We start from the raw sequence: 16,724 nt of genomic DNA on the forward strand, positions 1-16,724 counted from the left end.
TGGTTGGTTGGTTGGTTGGTCCATTTTGCAAAATTCCATTCAGAGTGTCAAGTAAAATTTTTATTTTAACAAATTTTTTGATAAACATAAAGTTTGATAAACATAAAGCCGGTTTGTCTTATAAAAAAAAGACGTGCTATTGGCACGCCTTTATTTTTATGATAATCAACGATTAGCCACGCACTGCTTTCACCGCTTCGCCCACCGCCTTTTTAAAGCGAGTGATGACCTGTTCACACTCGTCGGTAGTGATGGTAATCGGACACAAAAGACGCACGACCGTACCGCCACGACCACCACGCTCCAACAGCAGTTTATTATCAAAACAGGCTTTTTGGATGGCGGCGGCAAGCTCACCGTCGGCAGGATATGAACCCATATGGTCAGCTTCTTGGCGTTCATCCACAATCTCAATGCCCATCATCAGACCACACCCACGCACATGACCGATACAAGGGTACTGGCTCGCGATTTTTTGGAGTTCTGTGCGCAAAAACTCACCTTGAATGCGTGCATTGTCTGCCAAATTGTTTTGGCTGATTTGGGTTAATACATTATAGCCTGCTGCCATGGCAAGCTGATTGCCACGGAATGTGCCTGTGTGTCCTGCTGGCGACCATGCGTCAAATTTTTTGTTAATGGCAAGCACAGCAAGGGGCAGGCCGCCGCCCACCGCCTTAGACATGACGACCACATCAGGGACAATCTCAGCATGCTCAAAGGCGAACATTTTACCAGAGCGGGCAAATCCTGCTTGTACCTCATCTAGGATAAGCACAATGTCGTGGCGGGCGGTAACTTCACGCACCTTTTGCAGCCATTTTTTGGGAGCAGGGACGACACCGCCCTCGCCTTGGATGGCCTCTAAGATGACAGCGGCAGGCTTAACCACGCCACTTTCAACATCTTCAATGAAGTTTTCAAAATAATAAGTCAAGGCATCCACACCAGCCTCACCGCCCAGCCCCAACGGACAACGATACTCATGCGGATAAGGCAAAAACTGTACGCCTGCCATGAGATTGCCAACCTTTTGTTTGGCGGATAAGTTACCTGTCATGGCAAGAGCGCCATGTGTCATGCCATGATAACCGCCGCTAAATGCGATGACATTATCACGCCCTGTATAAGTTTTGGCAAGTTTAATGGCAGCTTCTGTACCATCCGCCCCTGTCGGGCCACAAAATTGCAGCACAAAATCCTTGGGGAAAAATGACAACAGTTTTTCGGTAAACGCATCTTTAATTGGCGTGGTGATATCAAGGGTGTGTAATGGCAAACCGCTGTCTAACACATCTTTGATAGCGTTTATGGTAGCAGGATGATTATGACCTAATGCCAATGTGCCAGCACCTGCCAAACAGTCAAGATACTCATTACCCTCCACATCGGTCACCCAACAGCCTTGGGCTTTGGCGATGGCTAGGGGGAGTTTTCTGGGGTAGCTTCTGACATTAGACTCCATCTGATTTTGACGGGTCAAGTAGTAGTCATTGGTTGCACCATCTTTGGGGGCTGTGGGGGCATGATTTATAGAGTGAACGCTCATATCGGATTACCATCTCAGATAAGGGTTGAAAGAACAAGCATAATTGCTTGACGAAAAAACCCATACTTTTTGTATAGGTTTTGATATATGGGTTTTGGTTGATAACACGGCTTAGGTACTTATTTTAATATTTTAATAACTTGGCAATTCAAATAAGCCCTAAACACAAAATAACCACCAAATAACTATCACTTGGTACGGTTATTTTGCTAAATATGATACACGCTTATAAAAAAATGTAAAGCCTTTTGTTTTTAATGGCGATCATTTGGGCGTGGCTGGCTTTGATATTTGTCATAACAATGCTTGTTTAAATTAAATAGCAAGACAATGATAATTTTTTAAAATGCAGATGATAACTTTTCTATCAAGCCAGTTTTTACCATTTAAGCAGCATGCATCATTGATAATCCATTCGCCATTTATGTAGAGGTTTGGTACAATATCGCATTTTATCACCACTTGACACTTAAAAAGCCAAACATCGTGACCAAAGACACCCTTAGAAATACCAAAATCCCAACCACCGATCCGCAAGCAGGTCTGAAGCTGACAGAGATTTTTTATTCTCTACAAGGTGAAGCGTTGACGGCTGGGCTACCAACGATTTTTATTCGCCTAACAGGCTGTCCTTTGCGTTGTCATTATTGTGATACGACCTATTCTTTTTCAGGCGGTGAGCGTTGGGGGCTTGATGATATCATGACGCATATTGCCCAATATCCTTGCTGGCGTGTCTGCGTAACAGGCGGCGAGCCTTTGGCTCAGCCAAATGCCATTGCATTAATGCATAAACTGATACAGTCGGGTTATGAGGTTAGCCTTGAGACAGCAGGTGCTTTATCGGTTGCTAATGTACCGCCATTGGTCTCAAAAGTCATGGATCTAAAATCACCATCATCAGGCGAGGCTGATAAAAACTTATGGGAAAATTTAGCCCATCTTACCTTGCACGACCAAATTAAAATCGTCATTGCCAACCGCACAGATTATGAATGGGCAAAAAATATCATTACCAAACACGCTTTAGATGATAAAGTTGGCACGATTTGGCTATCACCCATGTTTAACATCCAAGAAAACACAAGCCACGCACCGAAACTGGCAACCGATTTGGCAGAATGGATTTTAAAAGACGCTCTGCCCGTTCGGTTTGGCTTACAGCTACATAAAATCATTTGGGCAGATGCTAAGGGCAAATAAACGGTAATATGAGCTGTATGATACCGTTAATCACCTTGCCATCTGCCAATCTGTAACGCACGCACGCCCCATTAATTAACCTAGCACCAAATACACCCTCTGACAAACTATGGATATCTTAACCAACTTTCCCACCCAACTGCTCATTTACTCACTTGATATGATTGGTATCAGTGCCTGTGCCATCGCTGCGACAACTTTGGCAATGTATAAGCGGTTTGATTTATTTGGCTGTATCTTAGTTTCAATGGTCAATGCCATTGGTGGCGGTAGCCTGCGTGATATCATACTAGACCGTCATCCGCTGTTTTGGATGACTGATTTAACTTATGTCATACTCATTACAACAACATCCATTATCTGCCAACTGTTTTTTCATCGCCTTGGACACATTGACCGTGCTTTAAAATTTTTTGATGCCATTGGTCTTGCTGTGTTTAGTGTGATTGGCTTAACGGTGGCGTTATCGTTTGATGCCCATCCACTGATTGCCGTGATGATGGCGGTGATGACAAGCATCGCAGGTGGTATCATGCGTGATATGATTTGTAACGAAATTCCTTTGGTTTTACAAAAAGAAATTTATATCAGTGCCAGCATTATCGGTTCTGCTTTGTATTTAGTTTTAGAAATTTGGGGATTTGCTGACTGGATAAAACAAGGTCTGGCATTAGTCAGTATCTTTGGGATACGCATGTTGGCACTAAAATTTGATTGGCACTTACCTTCAATTGAGCTTAAAAAATCTTGATAAGATTTGCCCTTTATCCCAAAGATATCCATTTTATGCTAAACAGACAATGCCGCCACACTCATCACCGCCAAGTCCTTAATCACCAGCTGCAGACTTTGGCTGCCTTGCCATTCATTAATATCCAAAGTATACAAAATATGCACGCCAAACGCTCGATAATCCCAACTGTCCGCTTGATAATTAAACCAAATCGCATCAATCGGATATTGCACCCCTGCCATTTTTAGGCTAAGTTTTAGATGTTTATCTTTTAAGATACGATGGTTAATCACCTCAAACTTGCCATCAAAAACAGGCGGTACAAAACCATTGCCCCAAACGCTGATGTTTTTTAATCTATCCACAAAACTTAGGCTAAACTCGTCAGGCAATAACGCTCCATCGGTGAATTTTTGTTCATAAAACACATCATCATCAAAACCCAACAGCACCTCTTGGAGTGCTTGATTAAATCGTTCAAAATCAGCCTTTTGAATGGTCAAGCCTGCTGCCATTGCATGACCGCCAAAATGCTTGATCAAATCAGGATGAGCCAGTGCCACGCTTTCAATGACATCACGAATATGTATGCCTGCAATAGAACGAGCTGAGCCTTTGATATCATCTGACTTGCCAACCAATGCGGTATCTGCTGGTGCAAAAACGATGCTTGGACGGTACAATTTTTCTTTTAGGCGACCTGCAACAATACCGATAACCCCTTGATGCCAGTCATCTTGATAAAGCACAATGCCTTTAGGCGGTGTCTCATCAAACTCAGATAAACTTTGGACAATGGCAATGGCATCATCTTTCATGCTCATCTCAACATGGCGGCGAGATTGATTAAGCTGATTAAGCTTAATTGCCAATCGGTGTGCCTCTCCCCAATCATCAGTAAGTAGACACTCCACACCAATACGCATATTATCCATCCGTCCAGCGGCATTAATCCTAGGTGCGATGGCAAATCCAAAATCATCACTGGTGATGGTCTGATATTGCCTACCTGCCTGCTCTAAGATGGCTAAAATGCCCACGACGCATCGACCTTGACGGATCAGCTGCAGCCCATGCGTGACCAAAATGCGGTTATTTTTATCCAGCACACCAAGGTCTGCGACTGTGCCTAGAGCAACCAAATCTAAATACTTAGCCACGCTGGCACTGGATTTGCCCAGTTGGCGGCGATGCTTGGCAAGCCTGCCCATCACATAAAACGCCACACCCACACCAACAAGATAGCGACTACCAAAATGACAACCCAACTGATTGGGATTGACCACAGCATCGGCAGGCGGTGATGGTTTGGTGGTCAAATGATGGTCGGTAATCACCACCTTGATCCCCATCTGATGGGCAGTGGCCACACCATCATGGCTTGAGATGCCATTATCCACCGTGATGATTAAGTTTGGGCGATACAATGCAGCACCATGCTCAACAATTTGCGGTGTCAGTCCATAGCCGAACTTAAATCGGTCAGGCACCAAAAAATCCACCAAAGCGCCCATTTGTCGCAGGACACGCACCATCAATGCCGTACTGGTTGCCCCATCACAATCAAAATCACCGACAATTAAAATACGCTCACCTTGGTCAATGGCGGTATCAATGAGCGTAACCGCTGTATCAATACCCATCAAATCTGCTGCCGCAAGCAGCTGGCAGATGTGCGTATCTATTTGGCTGATATCGTGTACACCCCTAGCCTGTAAAACTCGTGCAAGTGTTGATGAGTCCAGCTGATCACGCAGTGCCTGATTGAGTGGCTCGGTCAATCTTGGGCTAAGTGTGAGTGTTTTTTGGGAATCTTGACGCACCATCAAACTGCCTTAGTCAGTGATTTTGGCAAACTAAAAGTAACATTTTCTTCGATGCCTGATAGCTCAGTAGGCACATCAGCCCCCCATAATTGCAGTGTATCAAGCACTTCTTGAATGAGTATCTCAGGTGCTGATGCCCCTGCTGTTACACCAACATATGTCACGCCCTCAAACCATGCTTGGCTCATCTGACCAGCATTATCAATCAAATACGCCCGCCTGCCCATTCGCTCGGCAAGCTCACGCAGGCGATTGGAATTTGATGAGTTTGGACTGCCCACAACCAACACAACCTCACAATGATGAGAAAGCAATTTAACCGCATCTTGGCGGTTTTGGGTGGCATAACAAATGTCATCTTTTCTGGGGGCATTGATGGCAGGAAATCGGTCTTTGAGTGCATCAATGACATTGGCAGTATCATCCATTGATAGCGTTGTTTGTGTGACAAATGCCAATGACTTATCACGCTCAAAGTCAAGCTTAGCCACATCCTCAACATCTTCAACCAAATGAATGCGTCCACCAAAACTGGTATCAAAACGCCCCATCGTCCCTTCTACCTCGGGGTGTCCTGCATGCCCGATAAGAATGGCGTCCATGCCCCCTTTGGCAAATTTACCCACCTCAATATGCACTTTGGTAACCAGTGGACAAGTTGCGTCAAATACCGTCAAATCACGGCGTTTTGCTTCATCTTCAACCGCCTTTGAAACCCCATGTGCCGAAAAAATGACAATCGCCCCATCAGGCACTTCATCGAGCTCTTCAACGAACACCGCACCTCGGCGTGCCAAATCCTCAACCACAAATTTATTATGAACAACTTCATGACGGACATAAATGGGCGGATTAAAACGGCGTAACGCTTCATTGACAATCGCAATCGCTCTGTCCACACCTGCACAAAATCCACGAGGATTGGCTAATAATATTTTCATCGTGTTACTCGGTATTTCCCAAAATATCCGCCCATTTTAGCAAATTTTAGCCAATAAACCTAGCCGTTACCCCAAATACATTCGCTGATAAGCTGCCCATCAAAGCGATTATTTTATCCCAAAAATATGCTAAAATAGGGTAATTTATCACTGATAAGGTCATATCATGGCAGGCACGCTTTTTATCATCACCGCCGCATCAGGCACAGGCAAAACCTCACTGGTCAAAGAACTGCTCAAATGTACCAAGGGCTTATGTGTGAGCATCTCGCATACCACACGCCAACCTCGCCCAGGCGAAATTAACGGTACACACTATCATTTTATTGACACCGCAAGCTTTCAGTCATTAATTCAAGCATCTGAGTTTTTAGAATATGCCCAAGTATTTGACCATTATTATGGCACATCAAAACAAGCCGTCATAGATTTATTAGCCCAAGGGATTGATGTCATCTTGGAAATTGATTGGCAAGGTGCATTACAGGTCAAAGCACAATTTGACCAAGCGGTGATGATTTTTATCCTACCGCCCACTCGCCAAGCGTTGGCAGAGCGATTATCAAACCGTGGTCAAGACAGCCAAGAGGTCATCAAAAAACGCTTGGCAGGCTCACTGGATGAAATACGCCAATACGATCAATTTGATTATGTGGTGATTAATGATCGCTTTGAGATGGCGTTAGATGATTTACAAACGATTATTAAGAGCCACCGCCTGACGCTACATGCACAGCAGGCTCGCCATGCTGCTTTGATTGCTGCATTATTTGATGATACGCCAACCTATCCATGAATTGATAAAAATCATCAAAAGGCACTTAAAAAACCCAAAAAAACTTGATATAATACAAAATTCACCATTTAGTTTAAGAGAATATCCATGGCACGAGTAACCATCGAAGACTGTCTAGAAAATGTCGATAATCGTTTTGAGTTGATTTTGGTGGCAAGCAAGCGCGCCCGCCAACTTGCCAATGGTAAAGTTGAGCCAACGGTCGCTGTTGATAACGACAAGCCAACTGTACTTGCATTGCGTGAAATCTCAGCAGGTCATGTCAGTCGTGCGATCTTAGATGAGCCTGATGAGGACTTATTCCCAAAGTCAAATCAATCCTACGAAATCACACCTGAGCAGCTAGGCAATACCCTATAATCTGCTTAAGTTCCCAAAGCCATGAGCCATATTTGTTCATGGCTTTTTTTAGTTCATATTGATTTATATTGATTTGTCATCTGATTTTAGAGATATCATACCCGCCATATTTATTCATAACAACTTATTCATTTATAAAAATCTTAAAATTAATCAATTCAATGGTAAAGATATTGACAACACCCCTACAAAGTGCTTTATTATAGAGCGTAAGTTACGGGGTTAACCCAAATAAGCCAAGTCATTTTTTAGCCATTGATCAAAGTGAATTTGTACGAGCCATCTATGCCAGACAGCCAAGACCTTACAACACCGACCAATCTTAGCCACCCGCTTGTGGATGAAGCTCGTGACAGCCTGATGCGTGCCGTCGCCTATCTAAAGCCTGATGAGCGTGCCGATGTTTTGCGTGCCTGCCATTTTGGGGATGTCGCCCACATCAAAGACAAACGAAAATCTGGCGAGCCTTATATCACACACCCCATCGCTGTGGCGGAGATTTTGGCAGGCTTTCGCTTAGATCGTGACACCATCGTTGCTGCCATTTTACATGACACCATCGAAGATACCGAGGTGACCGATGAGATGGTCACACAAGAATTTGGCCAAATGGTCGCTCAACTTGTTGATGGCGTGACTAAGCTTAAATCCTCAGGCATGAGCAAGCAACAAAGCCAAGCCGCCACTTTTCATAAAATCTTGACAGCCACCTTATCCGACCCACGGGTTTTGATTATCAAGCTATCCGACCGCTTGCATAATATGTCCACGCTCGATGCTGTCAGCGAAGAAAAACAAAAACGCACCGCCAAAGAAACACTGGATTTTTATATTCCTTTTGCACGCCTGATGGGGCTTAACAGCATTGCAGATTATATTGAGCTATTATGCTATCGCAATTTAAACCCCGATATGTACAACAAATTTACAGATAAATTATTACAGCATGGATTGGGGCGTAATTTTCAAAAAACCGAAATTAGCACTTATCTACAAAGTCTGCTGTCGCATCTGAATTTGGACGGTCATGTACAAGTCCTTGATAACCGTACTGCAATGTATCGGCAGTTTTTTAAAAATCGTGGTCAAATCAGCCAATTAATTCGCCAATATGATTTTGAGGTTATCTTAAAAGATATTGAAGCTTGCGACACGCTGGCCACTTATTTGATTCAAAAATACCAAATTGGCAATCACCAAATCCATGATAACATTCGCAAACCCTTGGCAGGTGGCAATCAGTCTTTAACCTTATTTTATGACCGTGATTATAATCACATTAAAATCACATTGATGACACGCCGCATGCAAGAGGCTGCTCGGCTGGGTATCATCAGTAATGACCGAGCTGGCGTCAGTCAGTCAGTCATCCAAGCCAGTCTTCGGAATATGCAAGATTTGGCAAATGCTGGTAAAGCAGAGGGTGATGATGCCCATGTTGTCATCATTGAGGAGTTAATTAGCTATCTGCACGAGCGAAAAATTGTCTGTTACAGCCCAAAGGGTCGTGCCTATGAGCTACCTCGTGGCTCAACGGCGTTGGATTTTGCCTATGCGGTTGGACCTGCCATCGGGAACATTGCTACGGGTGCTGACATTAATCATAAGCATGGTAAGCTTGGGCTAGTGCTGGCTGATGGTGATATTGTGAGCATTGACACGGATAAAAATGCCACACCACGCGCCGAATGGCTCGGCTTTGTCGCTACCAACAAAGCCCGAAATGAGATTTTAAAATTTCTAAAGCATCTGCCTGAAGACCAAAAGATTCATTATGGCAAGCAAGCACTAGACCGTGCCTTAAGCACTTATGGTAAAAGTATCACTGATTTAACAGATGATGATTGGACTGATATTCTAAAATGGCGTGGTATCAGTACGCCTGATGAGCTATTTATGCAACTATCAACAGGCATGCTATTGCCACAGCTTGTGGTTTCTCGTTTATTTAGTGAAGAGATTGATACGGCTGATGACCATGAAATTACTCGCTCTAAACATCTGCTGGCAGGCATCAAAGGCGTGGAGGTGGATTTTGCACGCTGCTGCAATCCGATTTATGGCGATACCATTGTTGGGCATTTGTCTCGCCAAGGTTTGGTTGTGCATCGTCATAAGTGCTATTCTTTACAAGCAATACGCACCGATACACCTTACCAAATCATTCACTTAGATTGGAAATCTGATCAATCTTTACAAAATCAACCTGATGCGCTGCGATTCCCTGCCATGCTGCGTATTTATGCCAGTTTAAACGAAGAGCAAATCAGCCAAGTCATTTATGAAATGCGTGTGCTGAATATCGGTGTTGAGCAAACACACATCAAAACAGATACCAAGTCAGACCAAAGCAGTAAAGTCGGCACAACAACGCTGCACATTGTGGTACGCTCACGCTCTCATTTGGCAGAGGGCATCGAAAAATTACGCACATTGCTTGGCTATCCAAACATCATGCGACTGTATCAATGATGATTAAGCTACCTAAAACGCTTGAATTTTGATGGTAAAATGGTCTATTATAATAGGCATAATAATAGTCACTTCAGTCAAAATAAGGATGTCTTATGTGCTGTAAAATCGACCTTAATAGCCAAAAAGACGCTGCACATTTTCTTGGTAAAGTTGAACCAACCCTATTGCCAAAAACAGCGGACAATGTCGCACCTTCGAACACCGTCTATACTGGCGAAGCGATGAGCCTATTTGATAAACTTGTTGCCTATTTTCGCACCAAGCACATCTAATGCATCTATTTTGGGATTTTTAAATATCATGAGCAAACAAATCATTCATACAGACGACGCACCTGCCGCTGTTGGTACCTATTCTCAAGCGGTCAAGGTTGGCGATACCATCTATATCTCTGGACAATTAGGTCTTGACCCAAAAACCATGACGCTCAAAGAAGGCTTTAAGGCACAAGCCGAGCAGGCTATGGATAATTTACAAGCCATTGCCAAGGCAGCAGGTGGCAGCTTGTCTGATGTGGTCAAATTCAATGTCTCGCTGACTGATTTGTCGGATTTTGCGACACTTAATGAAGTTTTTGATGCCTGTTTAAATGCCCCATATCCTGCCCGTGCTGCTGTTCAGGTTGCTGCACTGCCTAAAGGTGGCGTGGTTGAGATTGAAGCTATCTTACATTTGTCATAAGCGGTATGTTAGTCTTTGGTCAACAAGCCTTTGGACATCCAAGGGCTTTGTGTTTTAGCACCCAAAAGTGCCGCCCCATCTGAAATAAGCACCAAATTTTACATTCATTATTAATTCAGTATTAATTCATTCATAGTTAATTAATTGACTTAAAAAATGAATGAAATTGTTTAAAAATTCATTGATATCATATAAGGTCATCTATGTCTAAAACGCCACAATCTGCCATCATTCCCGACCATTGCCGTGCTGGCATCTTTATGGAGGGTGATTTTATCACCAACAACACGGCAACCATCGCAGATGCCTGCCGCCAAGCTTTGCACACTTTAAATGAGCTACAAGCCAAATTTACTGGCGAATCTTTAGGTCTGACTATTGGCTTTGGTGCACAAGCTTGGCAACGCTTTGGCTATACCAAAGAAGGCGGTCAAATCAAACCATTTCGCCCATTGGGTAATGGTCTGGCACCTGCCACGCAGCATGATGTGATGTTTCATATTCAGTCAATGCGTCATGATATTAATTTTAGCCTAGCAAAAGAATTGGTAGCGATATTTAAGGATATCGTCCAAATTCAATCAGAAACGCATGGCTTTCGCTGGGTAGAAAACCGTGGCTTAGAAGGCTTTGTAGATGGCACTGAAAACCCCCAAGATGATGCCGTGAGTGGCGTGGCTGCCATCGCTGATGGTGATGATGCTGGCGGTAGCTATGTGCTTTTACAAAAATACCGCCACGACTTGAATAAATGGGATAAGTTACCTGTGTGCGACCAAGAAAATTCTATTGGCCGCTCAAAAGTTGATAATATTGAATTTGATAAAGCCAAACGCTTATCAGATTCTCATTTGGGTCGCACCAATCTTAAGGAAGATGGTAAGACTTTGGAAGTGGTACGCAGGAGTCTGCCTTTTGGCACAGTGACTGGCGAACATGGCTTAATGTATATCGCTTATGCAGCACGGCTATGGAATATTGAAGCTCAGCTACTTAGTATGTTTGGCGAGACCGATGGTAAGATTGATTTGCTGCTTAAGCATGTCAGTACGGCGGTTTCGGGTGCTTATTATTACGCACCTTCGGTTGAACGCTTAGAAAATCTATAACTTGCCGACCATGACCACAAGCCCACAGCAGACGCCAAAATTAGTTGCCCAAGTGGCACTGGCAGTACCTGTGGCTGATTTTTTTGATTATTTATGCCCCAGTCATCTGCCCTTGCCCAAAATCGGTGCCAGAGTGCTGGTTTATTTTGGGGCTAGGCGGCTGATTGGTGTTGTCATTGGACTGATTGACGCATCCGACAGTCTTATCGCACCTCATAAGCTTAGACCTATCAAACAATTGATTGATGATGACGCTATCATTGATGATGAATTGCTCAAACTGGCGAGCTGGCTGTCTTCTTATTATCATCACCCCTTAGGCGATGTCTATTGTGTGATGCTGCCGACACTCATCAACCAAGGCAAGCCCATATACGCCAAGCAGCGATATTACAAGGCCATCTGTGATGATACGGCCATCGATCAGTTGCCAAAAACTGCCAAAAAACAACGACAAATTTTAACACATCTGATGGCATATCCAGCAGGTCTTGGGACTGACAAACTTCGCCAAATCGGTGCAACACGCTCTGCACTTGATGGTCTTATCAATAAAGGTCTTGTCATCACTGATGAGCATATACCGCCCAACAAACAGCCACCACCAGTACAACTCAAAGAACCTAAGCTTGATGCCAATGACGAACAACAGATTGCCTTGGATGCCATTAAGACCGCCAGTGATTTGGGGCAGTATCAAGGGTTTTTGTTGGATGGCGTGACAGGTTCGGGTAAAACGGAAGTTTATCTACAAGCCATGCACCATGTGCTAGACCAAGGCAAACAGGTGCTGATACTCGTACCTGAAATTGGGCTAACGCCCCAAACCAAGGGCAGATTTGCCTCACGCTTTCATGCCAATATCTGCGTGTTACACTCCAAGATGAATGACACCGAACGCCTTCAAGGTTGGCAGGCGTGTCGTTTGGGTCACGCACAAATCATCATCGGTACACGCTCAGGTATCTTATATCCTTTTGCAAATCTTGGCATGATCATTATTGATGAAGCGCACGATGCGTCATATAAGCAACAAGATCATCTTCGCTATCATGCCTGCGATGTGGCGATGATGCGTGCTTTATTTGCCAAGATTCCAATCATTTTAGGAACTGCCACGCCAAGTCTTGAGCAGCTCAAACTCATCCAAGATGGCAAATTAACACCACTCACCCTAAAAAATCGTGCAGGCGGTGCTCAGGCGGTTCGTATGCATTTGGTGGATATGCGATTGGGTCGCTCTCATGCTCAGCATCTCGATGGGACAATCAGCGATACCGCTTTTGTACCCAAGACAATTCAGGCGATGCGTCATTGCTTGGCCAAAGGTGAACAGGTGCTTGTTTTCTTAAATCGTCGAGGTTATGCACCGATTTTAATTTGCCGAAGTTGTGGTCATCAAGCCAATTGCCCCAATTGCGATGCACATTTGACCGTTCACAAAAAAAGCGTACAGCCCATGCATGGTGAACTACGCTGCCATCACTGCGGCTATCGTGCGTCCATACCGACAACCTGCCCTGAATGCCACAGCCCTAATATGGACAGTTTTGGTGCAGGCACGACCCGCCTAGTTGAGCAACTACACGCATTATTTGCCAATCCACAAGTCAGCCACACAACCTATCCGATTTATCAGATCGATAAAGATACCATGCAAAAAAAAGATGCATGGACTCAGATGACCAAAAATATCAATACTAACAGACCTGCCATTTTGGTGGGGACACAAATGATTGCCAAAGGTCATCATTTTGAAAATGTTACGCTTGTGGTCATTGCCAATGCTGATTTGGGATTTTTATCGGCTGATTTTCGCTCGCCTGAGCACACCGCACAGCGTATCATACAGGTCGCAGGTCGAGCAGGTCGTGCCAAAAAGCCAGGCAAAGTCCTAATCCAAACCTTGCAGCCTGATAACGCCCTACTCACTCAGCTTGTGCGTCAAGGTTATCACGCCTTTGCCCACGAACTATTACACGAACGATCGCAGTTGGGATTACCACCTTTTAGCCATGCCGTACTCATTCGTGCCGAAAGTTTACACCATCAGCAAGCAAAAGACGCCATCATCGCTGCCAAAGGATTGATACCAGCCAATCACCCTTTTGCCATCAATGCACCCATCGATGCACCCATGACCAAAAAAAATAACCGCTATCAGGTACAGATGCTCATCTTGGCAAAAACTCGCCCGCCCTTGCATGAATTTTTGCAGACATGGTGGCCATCAGTACAGTCACTACCAAGCAGTAAAGCGGTACGCATGAGTATCGACATTGACCCAATGGGCTGGTGATTACAAAATTTTGTACAATCAGACAGTCTGGGCCAAACAAACAAGCATCAATAAATGTATGGGATAAAAAAGATAGAAAAAATATCGGCCACCCAGCCTGCACCCCTGCTGGCCTGTGTGATAATAAATCAGTGGTAACGCAAAAAACATACCCACATTCATCCACCCAAGACCGACCGTCAACGCCCACCCATAAATCAAATAATGTGCCAAAGGGGCGCTTAGGGCATAAGCGGTAAGTTGTAAGAGTTTGTCATGTTTAAAAATTTCAAACACCATCACCCACATCACCATCGCCGCCCCATACTCCCCAATCTCTGCAATCATCGCCATCGCCAGCACACCAAGCACCCGAAGCGTCATAGGTACGCTCATCTGCCAGATCATTAATGCCGCCAAACTGGCAGCTAAGCTAAACAGTACATTACCCCAAAGCACTTGTGTGACAATATCGACACTGCCAATGACATATTGAAACGCCATAAAAATCGGCTGCGAGAGAACAGCAAAAGCCAAAAGACGCCCCAAGTACGCCCATTGATTCTGCGTATGACATAGCCCCATCACCAAAAAATACGCTATCATCGGTGCAACCAAACGCCCCACCGTGTGCATGATCTCAGCGGTCATGCTGTAAGTTGCCACAAACACCCAACCGATGTGGTCAATGAGCATGGCGATAAGCGTGATGAGTTTTAGGTGAAAAGTTGTCAGCTGCAGCTGATTGGTAGCGGTATCATCTGCCATATTCGGTTCATTGTTCACTGATTTGATCTTGGTCATACAAGGTTAATGATTAGCCAATACACCGTTTGGGGGTTTGTTTTTTTGATAAAGAGGTTTGGCATCGCCATACCAATCCATGTTGGGTAGGCGTACTGTATATTGTCAAAGTTCGCCCTTTTAGATAGCTAAGTGGATAAGATGCCTTTAAAACGGTCGCAACGACAGCACATTTGGTATTAATACCATCTGCTTGTGTCACCACTTGGATATCAGCACGATGATGTGTGCTGGTGACAGGTAAATTGACTGGGCATTGACCTGTGTTCGCCATAATCACATCCACACGCTTAACCACCGCATTGGCTTCGCTATAGACATCAAACAAAAGCTTTTGCTCAGCTTGTTTGATATACATCGGTACAAACTGCCCAACAATGATTGATAAAATTAGCCCAAACATCGCAAATGCCACCGACAAACCAAGCAAGCTTACACCACCTTCACGCCTAAGATGCTGTTTTTGTGCAGCTTCATCTCGAGGGTATAGCTCTAGAGCATCTGCAATTTCTCGGCGAGCCGTGCGATAATAATACGCATCCGCCCAGCGTGCGACCATGCCCGACCAAAATACCCAAACCGCAAGACCAATCAAAATACGCACAGGCCACTGCATGCCATCTGCCAAAAATCCAATCAATACATATTCTGCCACTGCCAAGATAATGACAATATTAACCTTAATAAATGACCAGCCTGCCACACAATACACCACGCAATCTAAGTAACGCTTACGATACAGCAGCCAGCCAAATGTCATAAAAAATGCCGCCCAATGCCATTTTGCGTGTAACCGACCCACTCGATCAAACTCAGCAAATCGTCTCAAATAGTACGCTTGGGAGCGATGACCAATAAACCATCGATCCAATCGGGTGCGTTCATCATCACTCAAATGACTTTGATAAAATGGTGGTGGCGTTGTATCTTCTAAAAAAGGTAGGCGAAACATGGCAACTCTTTGGTTAAATGCGATGAACAGCGACTAAAAAACCAAGCTGTTAGCTTGTGGTTGGGTCAGTTATTCTTTATAATGACCGTTTTTAATATTAGCTATTGTACGCCCTTTTATGACAAATTCAACACCCCAAGATGCCCAAAATGTCTTGGCAGACGCTCAATCTCTACAAGCCATTGACAAAGACGAAATCAGCACCCGCCTTGCCAAATTGGCACAAACACCTGAGCAGTTTCGTAAAATTAATACCTTTATGAAGCGTCGCTCACACATGAGCCAATATCATGAACAGGCCTTATTAGACACTCATTTTCGGTATCTTTATGTCAATCCAACCGATGAGCTTGGCAAGCTTGGCGATATCTCAGCAATCAGAGATTTACGAGTTTTATTTACAGATACGCCCAATGGCAGTGATGCGTCTTTGGTGCTTGAAATTGGCTTTGGCATGGGCGATAGCTTGTTTGAGATGGCTAAAAATGCCCCTGAAACCAATTTTGTTGGCGTTGAAGTTCATGAACCTGGTATTGGGCGTTTGGTGGCGTTGGCAGATGAAGCAAAACTTCACAACCTAAAAATCATCAATGGTGATGCTGTGGCGTTACTGGATAATCTACCCCCGCAACATTTGGACACCGTTCAGTTGTATTTTCCTGACCCTTGGCAAAAAAAACGACATTATAAACGCCGCTTTGTGACGCATGACCGCATGGCAAAAGTCGCTCGTGTGCTAAAATCTGGGGGTAAGTTTCATGCGGCAACCGACTGGGAGCATTATGCGTTTTGGATGCTTGAGGTGCTAGATGGTATGCCTGAATTTGTCAACAGTTGTGAAAAGGGTAACTTTACGCCACGCCCTGACTTTCGCCCTTTGACCAAATTTGAAAAGCGTGGCATCACCCATGGTCATGGCGTTTGGGATTTGATTTATCTAAAAACCTAAAAAGTGGGGCAATCAAACGATATCAATCAAGCAGCTAAGTTTTGGCTGCTTTATGCTGATGACTGTGG

The 16,724-nt window shown here is 44.3% G+C and carries 15 protein-coding genes; 10 read left to right on the forward strand and 5 right to left on the reverse strand.

Annotation, left to right across the window (positions count from 1 at the left end):
- Positions 1–172: 172 nt before the first annotated feature.
- Positions 173–1,549 (reverse strand): diaminobutyrate--2-oxoglutarate transaminase, encoded by a 1,377-nt coding sequence (locus A4U55_RS04990; protein ID WP_003658912.1) that lies wholly within the window; start codon positions 1,547–1,549, stop codon positions 173–175.
- A gap of 486 nt (positions 1,550–2,035) precedes the next feature.
- On the opposite strand from A4U55_RS04990, the gene queE reads away from it, so the two are divergent.
- Together queE and A4U55_RS05000 are read left to right on the forward strand one after the other, a co-directional pair.
- Positions 2,036–2,752 (forward strand): 7-carboxy-7-deazaguanine synthase QueE, encoded by a 717-nt coding sequence (gene queE, locus A4U55_RS04995; protein ID WP_003662729.1) that lies wholly within the window; start codon positions 2,036–2,038, stop codon positions 2,750–2,752.
- Between the two features lie 109 nt (positions 2,753–2,861).
- Positions 2,862–3,503 carry a trimeric intracellular cation channel family protein gene (locus A4U55_RS05000; RefSeq protein ID WP_003658908.1) on the forward strand — a complete coding sequence of 214 codons (642 nt, stop codon included), beginning with the start codon at positions 2,862–2,864 and terminating at the stop codon, positions 3,501–3,503.
- Between the two features lie 38 nt (positions 3,504–3,541).
- Here A4U55_RS05000 and recJ read toward each other — a convergent pair whose 3' ends face one another.
- Positions 3,542–5,311: a single-stranded-DNA-specific exonuclease RecJ gene (gene recJ, locus A4U55_RS05005; RefSeq protein ID WP_063454076.1), complete on the reverse strand. Its 1,770-nt coding sequence runs from the start codon at positions 5,309–5,311 to the stop codon at positions 3,542–3,544.
- The gene (gene ispH, locus A4U55_RS05010) at positions 5,311–6,252 is read right to left on the reverse strand and encodes a 4-hydroxy-3-methylbut-2-enyl diphosphate reductase (RefSeq protein ID WP_063454077.1); all 942 of its coding nucleotides are present in this window, start codon (positions 6,250–6,252) and stop codon (positions 5,311–5,313) included. The genes recJ and ispH overlap by 1 nt, the downstream gene beginning before the upstream one ends.
- 166 nt (positions 6,253–6,418) lie before the next feature.
- Between ispH and gmk the strand changes: the two genes are divergently transcribed.
- From gmk to A4U55_RS05045, 7 genes are all read left to right on the forward strand, one after another.
- Positions 6,419–7,048, forward strand: a complete 630-nt coding sequence (gmk, locus tag A4U55_RS05015; RefSeq protein WP_003658903.1) for a guanylate kinase — start codon at positions 6,419–6,421, stop codon at positions 7,046–7,048.
- Positions 7,049–7,135: 87 nt separating this feature from the next.
- Positions 7,136–7,408 carry a DNA-directed RNA polymerase subunit omega gene (gene rpoZ / locus A4U55_RS05020; protein ID WP_003657843.1) on the forward strand — a complete coding sequence of 91 codons (273 nt, stop codon included), beginning with the start codon at positions 7,136–7,138 and terminating at the stop codon, positions 7,406–7,408.
- A 285-nt stretch (positions 7,409–7,693) separates the two neighbouring features.
- Positions 7,694–9,880 (forward strand): RelA/SpoT family protein, encoded by a 2,187-nt coding sequence (locus A4U55_RS05025; RefSeq protein WP_003662724.1) that lies wholly within the window; start codon positions 7,694–7,696, stop codon positions 9,878–9,880.
- Between the two features lie 95 nt (positions 9,881–9,975).
- On the forward strand, positions 9,976–10,155 hold the full coding sequence (locus A4U55_RS05030) for a hypothetical protein (RefSeq protein ID WP_003657840.1): 180 nt from the start codon (positions 9,976–9,978) through the stop codon (positions 10,153–10,155).
- A 28-nt stretch (positions 10,156–10,183) separates the two neighbouring features.
- On the forward strand, positions 10,184–10,564 hold the full coding sequence (locus A4U55_RS05035; protein ID WP_003657838.1) for a RidA family protein: 381 nt from the start codon (positions 10,184–10,186) through the stop codon (positions 10,562–10,564).
- Between the two features lie 203 nt (positions 10,565–10,767).
- Positions 10,768–11,673: a Dyp-type peroxidase gene (locus A4U55_RS05040; RefSeq protein WP_003657836.1), complete on the forward strand. Its 906-nt coding sequence runs from the start codon at positions 10,768–10,770 to the stop codon at positions 11,671–11,673.
- 10 nt (positions 11,674–11,683) lie between these two features.
- Positions 11,684–13,972, forward strand: a complete 2,289-nt coding sequence (locus tag A4U55_RS05045; protein ID WP_063454078.1) for a primosomal protein N' — start codon at positions 11,684–11,686, stop codon at positions 13,970–13,972.
- An 18-nt stretch (positions 13,973–13,990) separates the two neighbouring features.
- Here the strand turns inward: A4U55_RS05045 and A4U55_RS05050 are convergent, their stop codons facing one another.
- Together A4U55_RS05050 and A4U55_RS05055 are read right to left on the reverse strand one after the other, a co-directional pair.
- On the reverse strand, positions 13,991–14,719 hold the full coding sequence (locus tag A4U55_RS05050; RefSeq protein ID WP_063454095.1) for a TraX family protein: 729 nt from the start codon (positions 14,717–14,719) through the stop codon (positions 13,991–13,993).
- Positions 14,720–14,768: 49 nt separating this feature from the next.
- Positions 14,769–15,707 (reverse strand): DUF2628 domain-containing protein, encoded by a 939-nt coding sequence (locus A4U55_RS05055; RefSeq protein ID WP_063454079.1) that lies wholly within the window; start codon positions 15,705–15,707, stop codon positions 14,769–14,771.
- A 118-nt stretch (positions 15,708–15,825) separates the two neighbouring features.
- On the opposite strand from A4U55_RS05055, the gene trmB reads away from it, so the two are divergent.
- Positions 15,826–16,656 carry a tRNA (guanosine(46)-N7)-methyltransferase TrmB gene (gene trmB, locus A4U55_RS05060; protein WP_063454080.1) on the forward strand — a complete coding sequence of 277 codons (831 nt, stop codon included), beginning with the start codon at positions 15,826–15,828 and terminating at the stop codon, positions 16,654–16,656.
- The last annotated feature ends 68 nt before the right edge of the window (positions 16,657–16,724 follow it).

It is taken from the genome of Moraxella catarrhalis (assembly GCF_001632285.1).
Classification (GTDB): Bacteria; Pseudomonadota; Gammaproteobacteria; order Pseudomonadales; family Moraxellaceae; genus Moraxella; species Moraxella catarrhalis.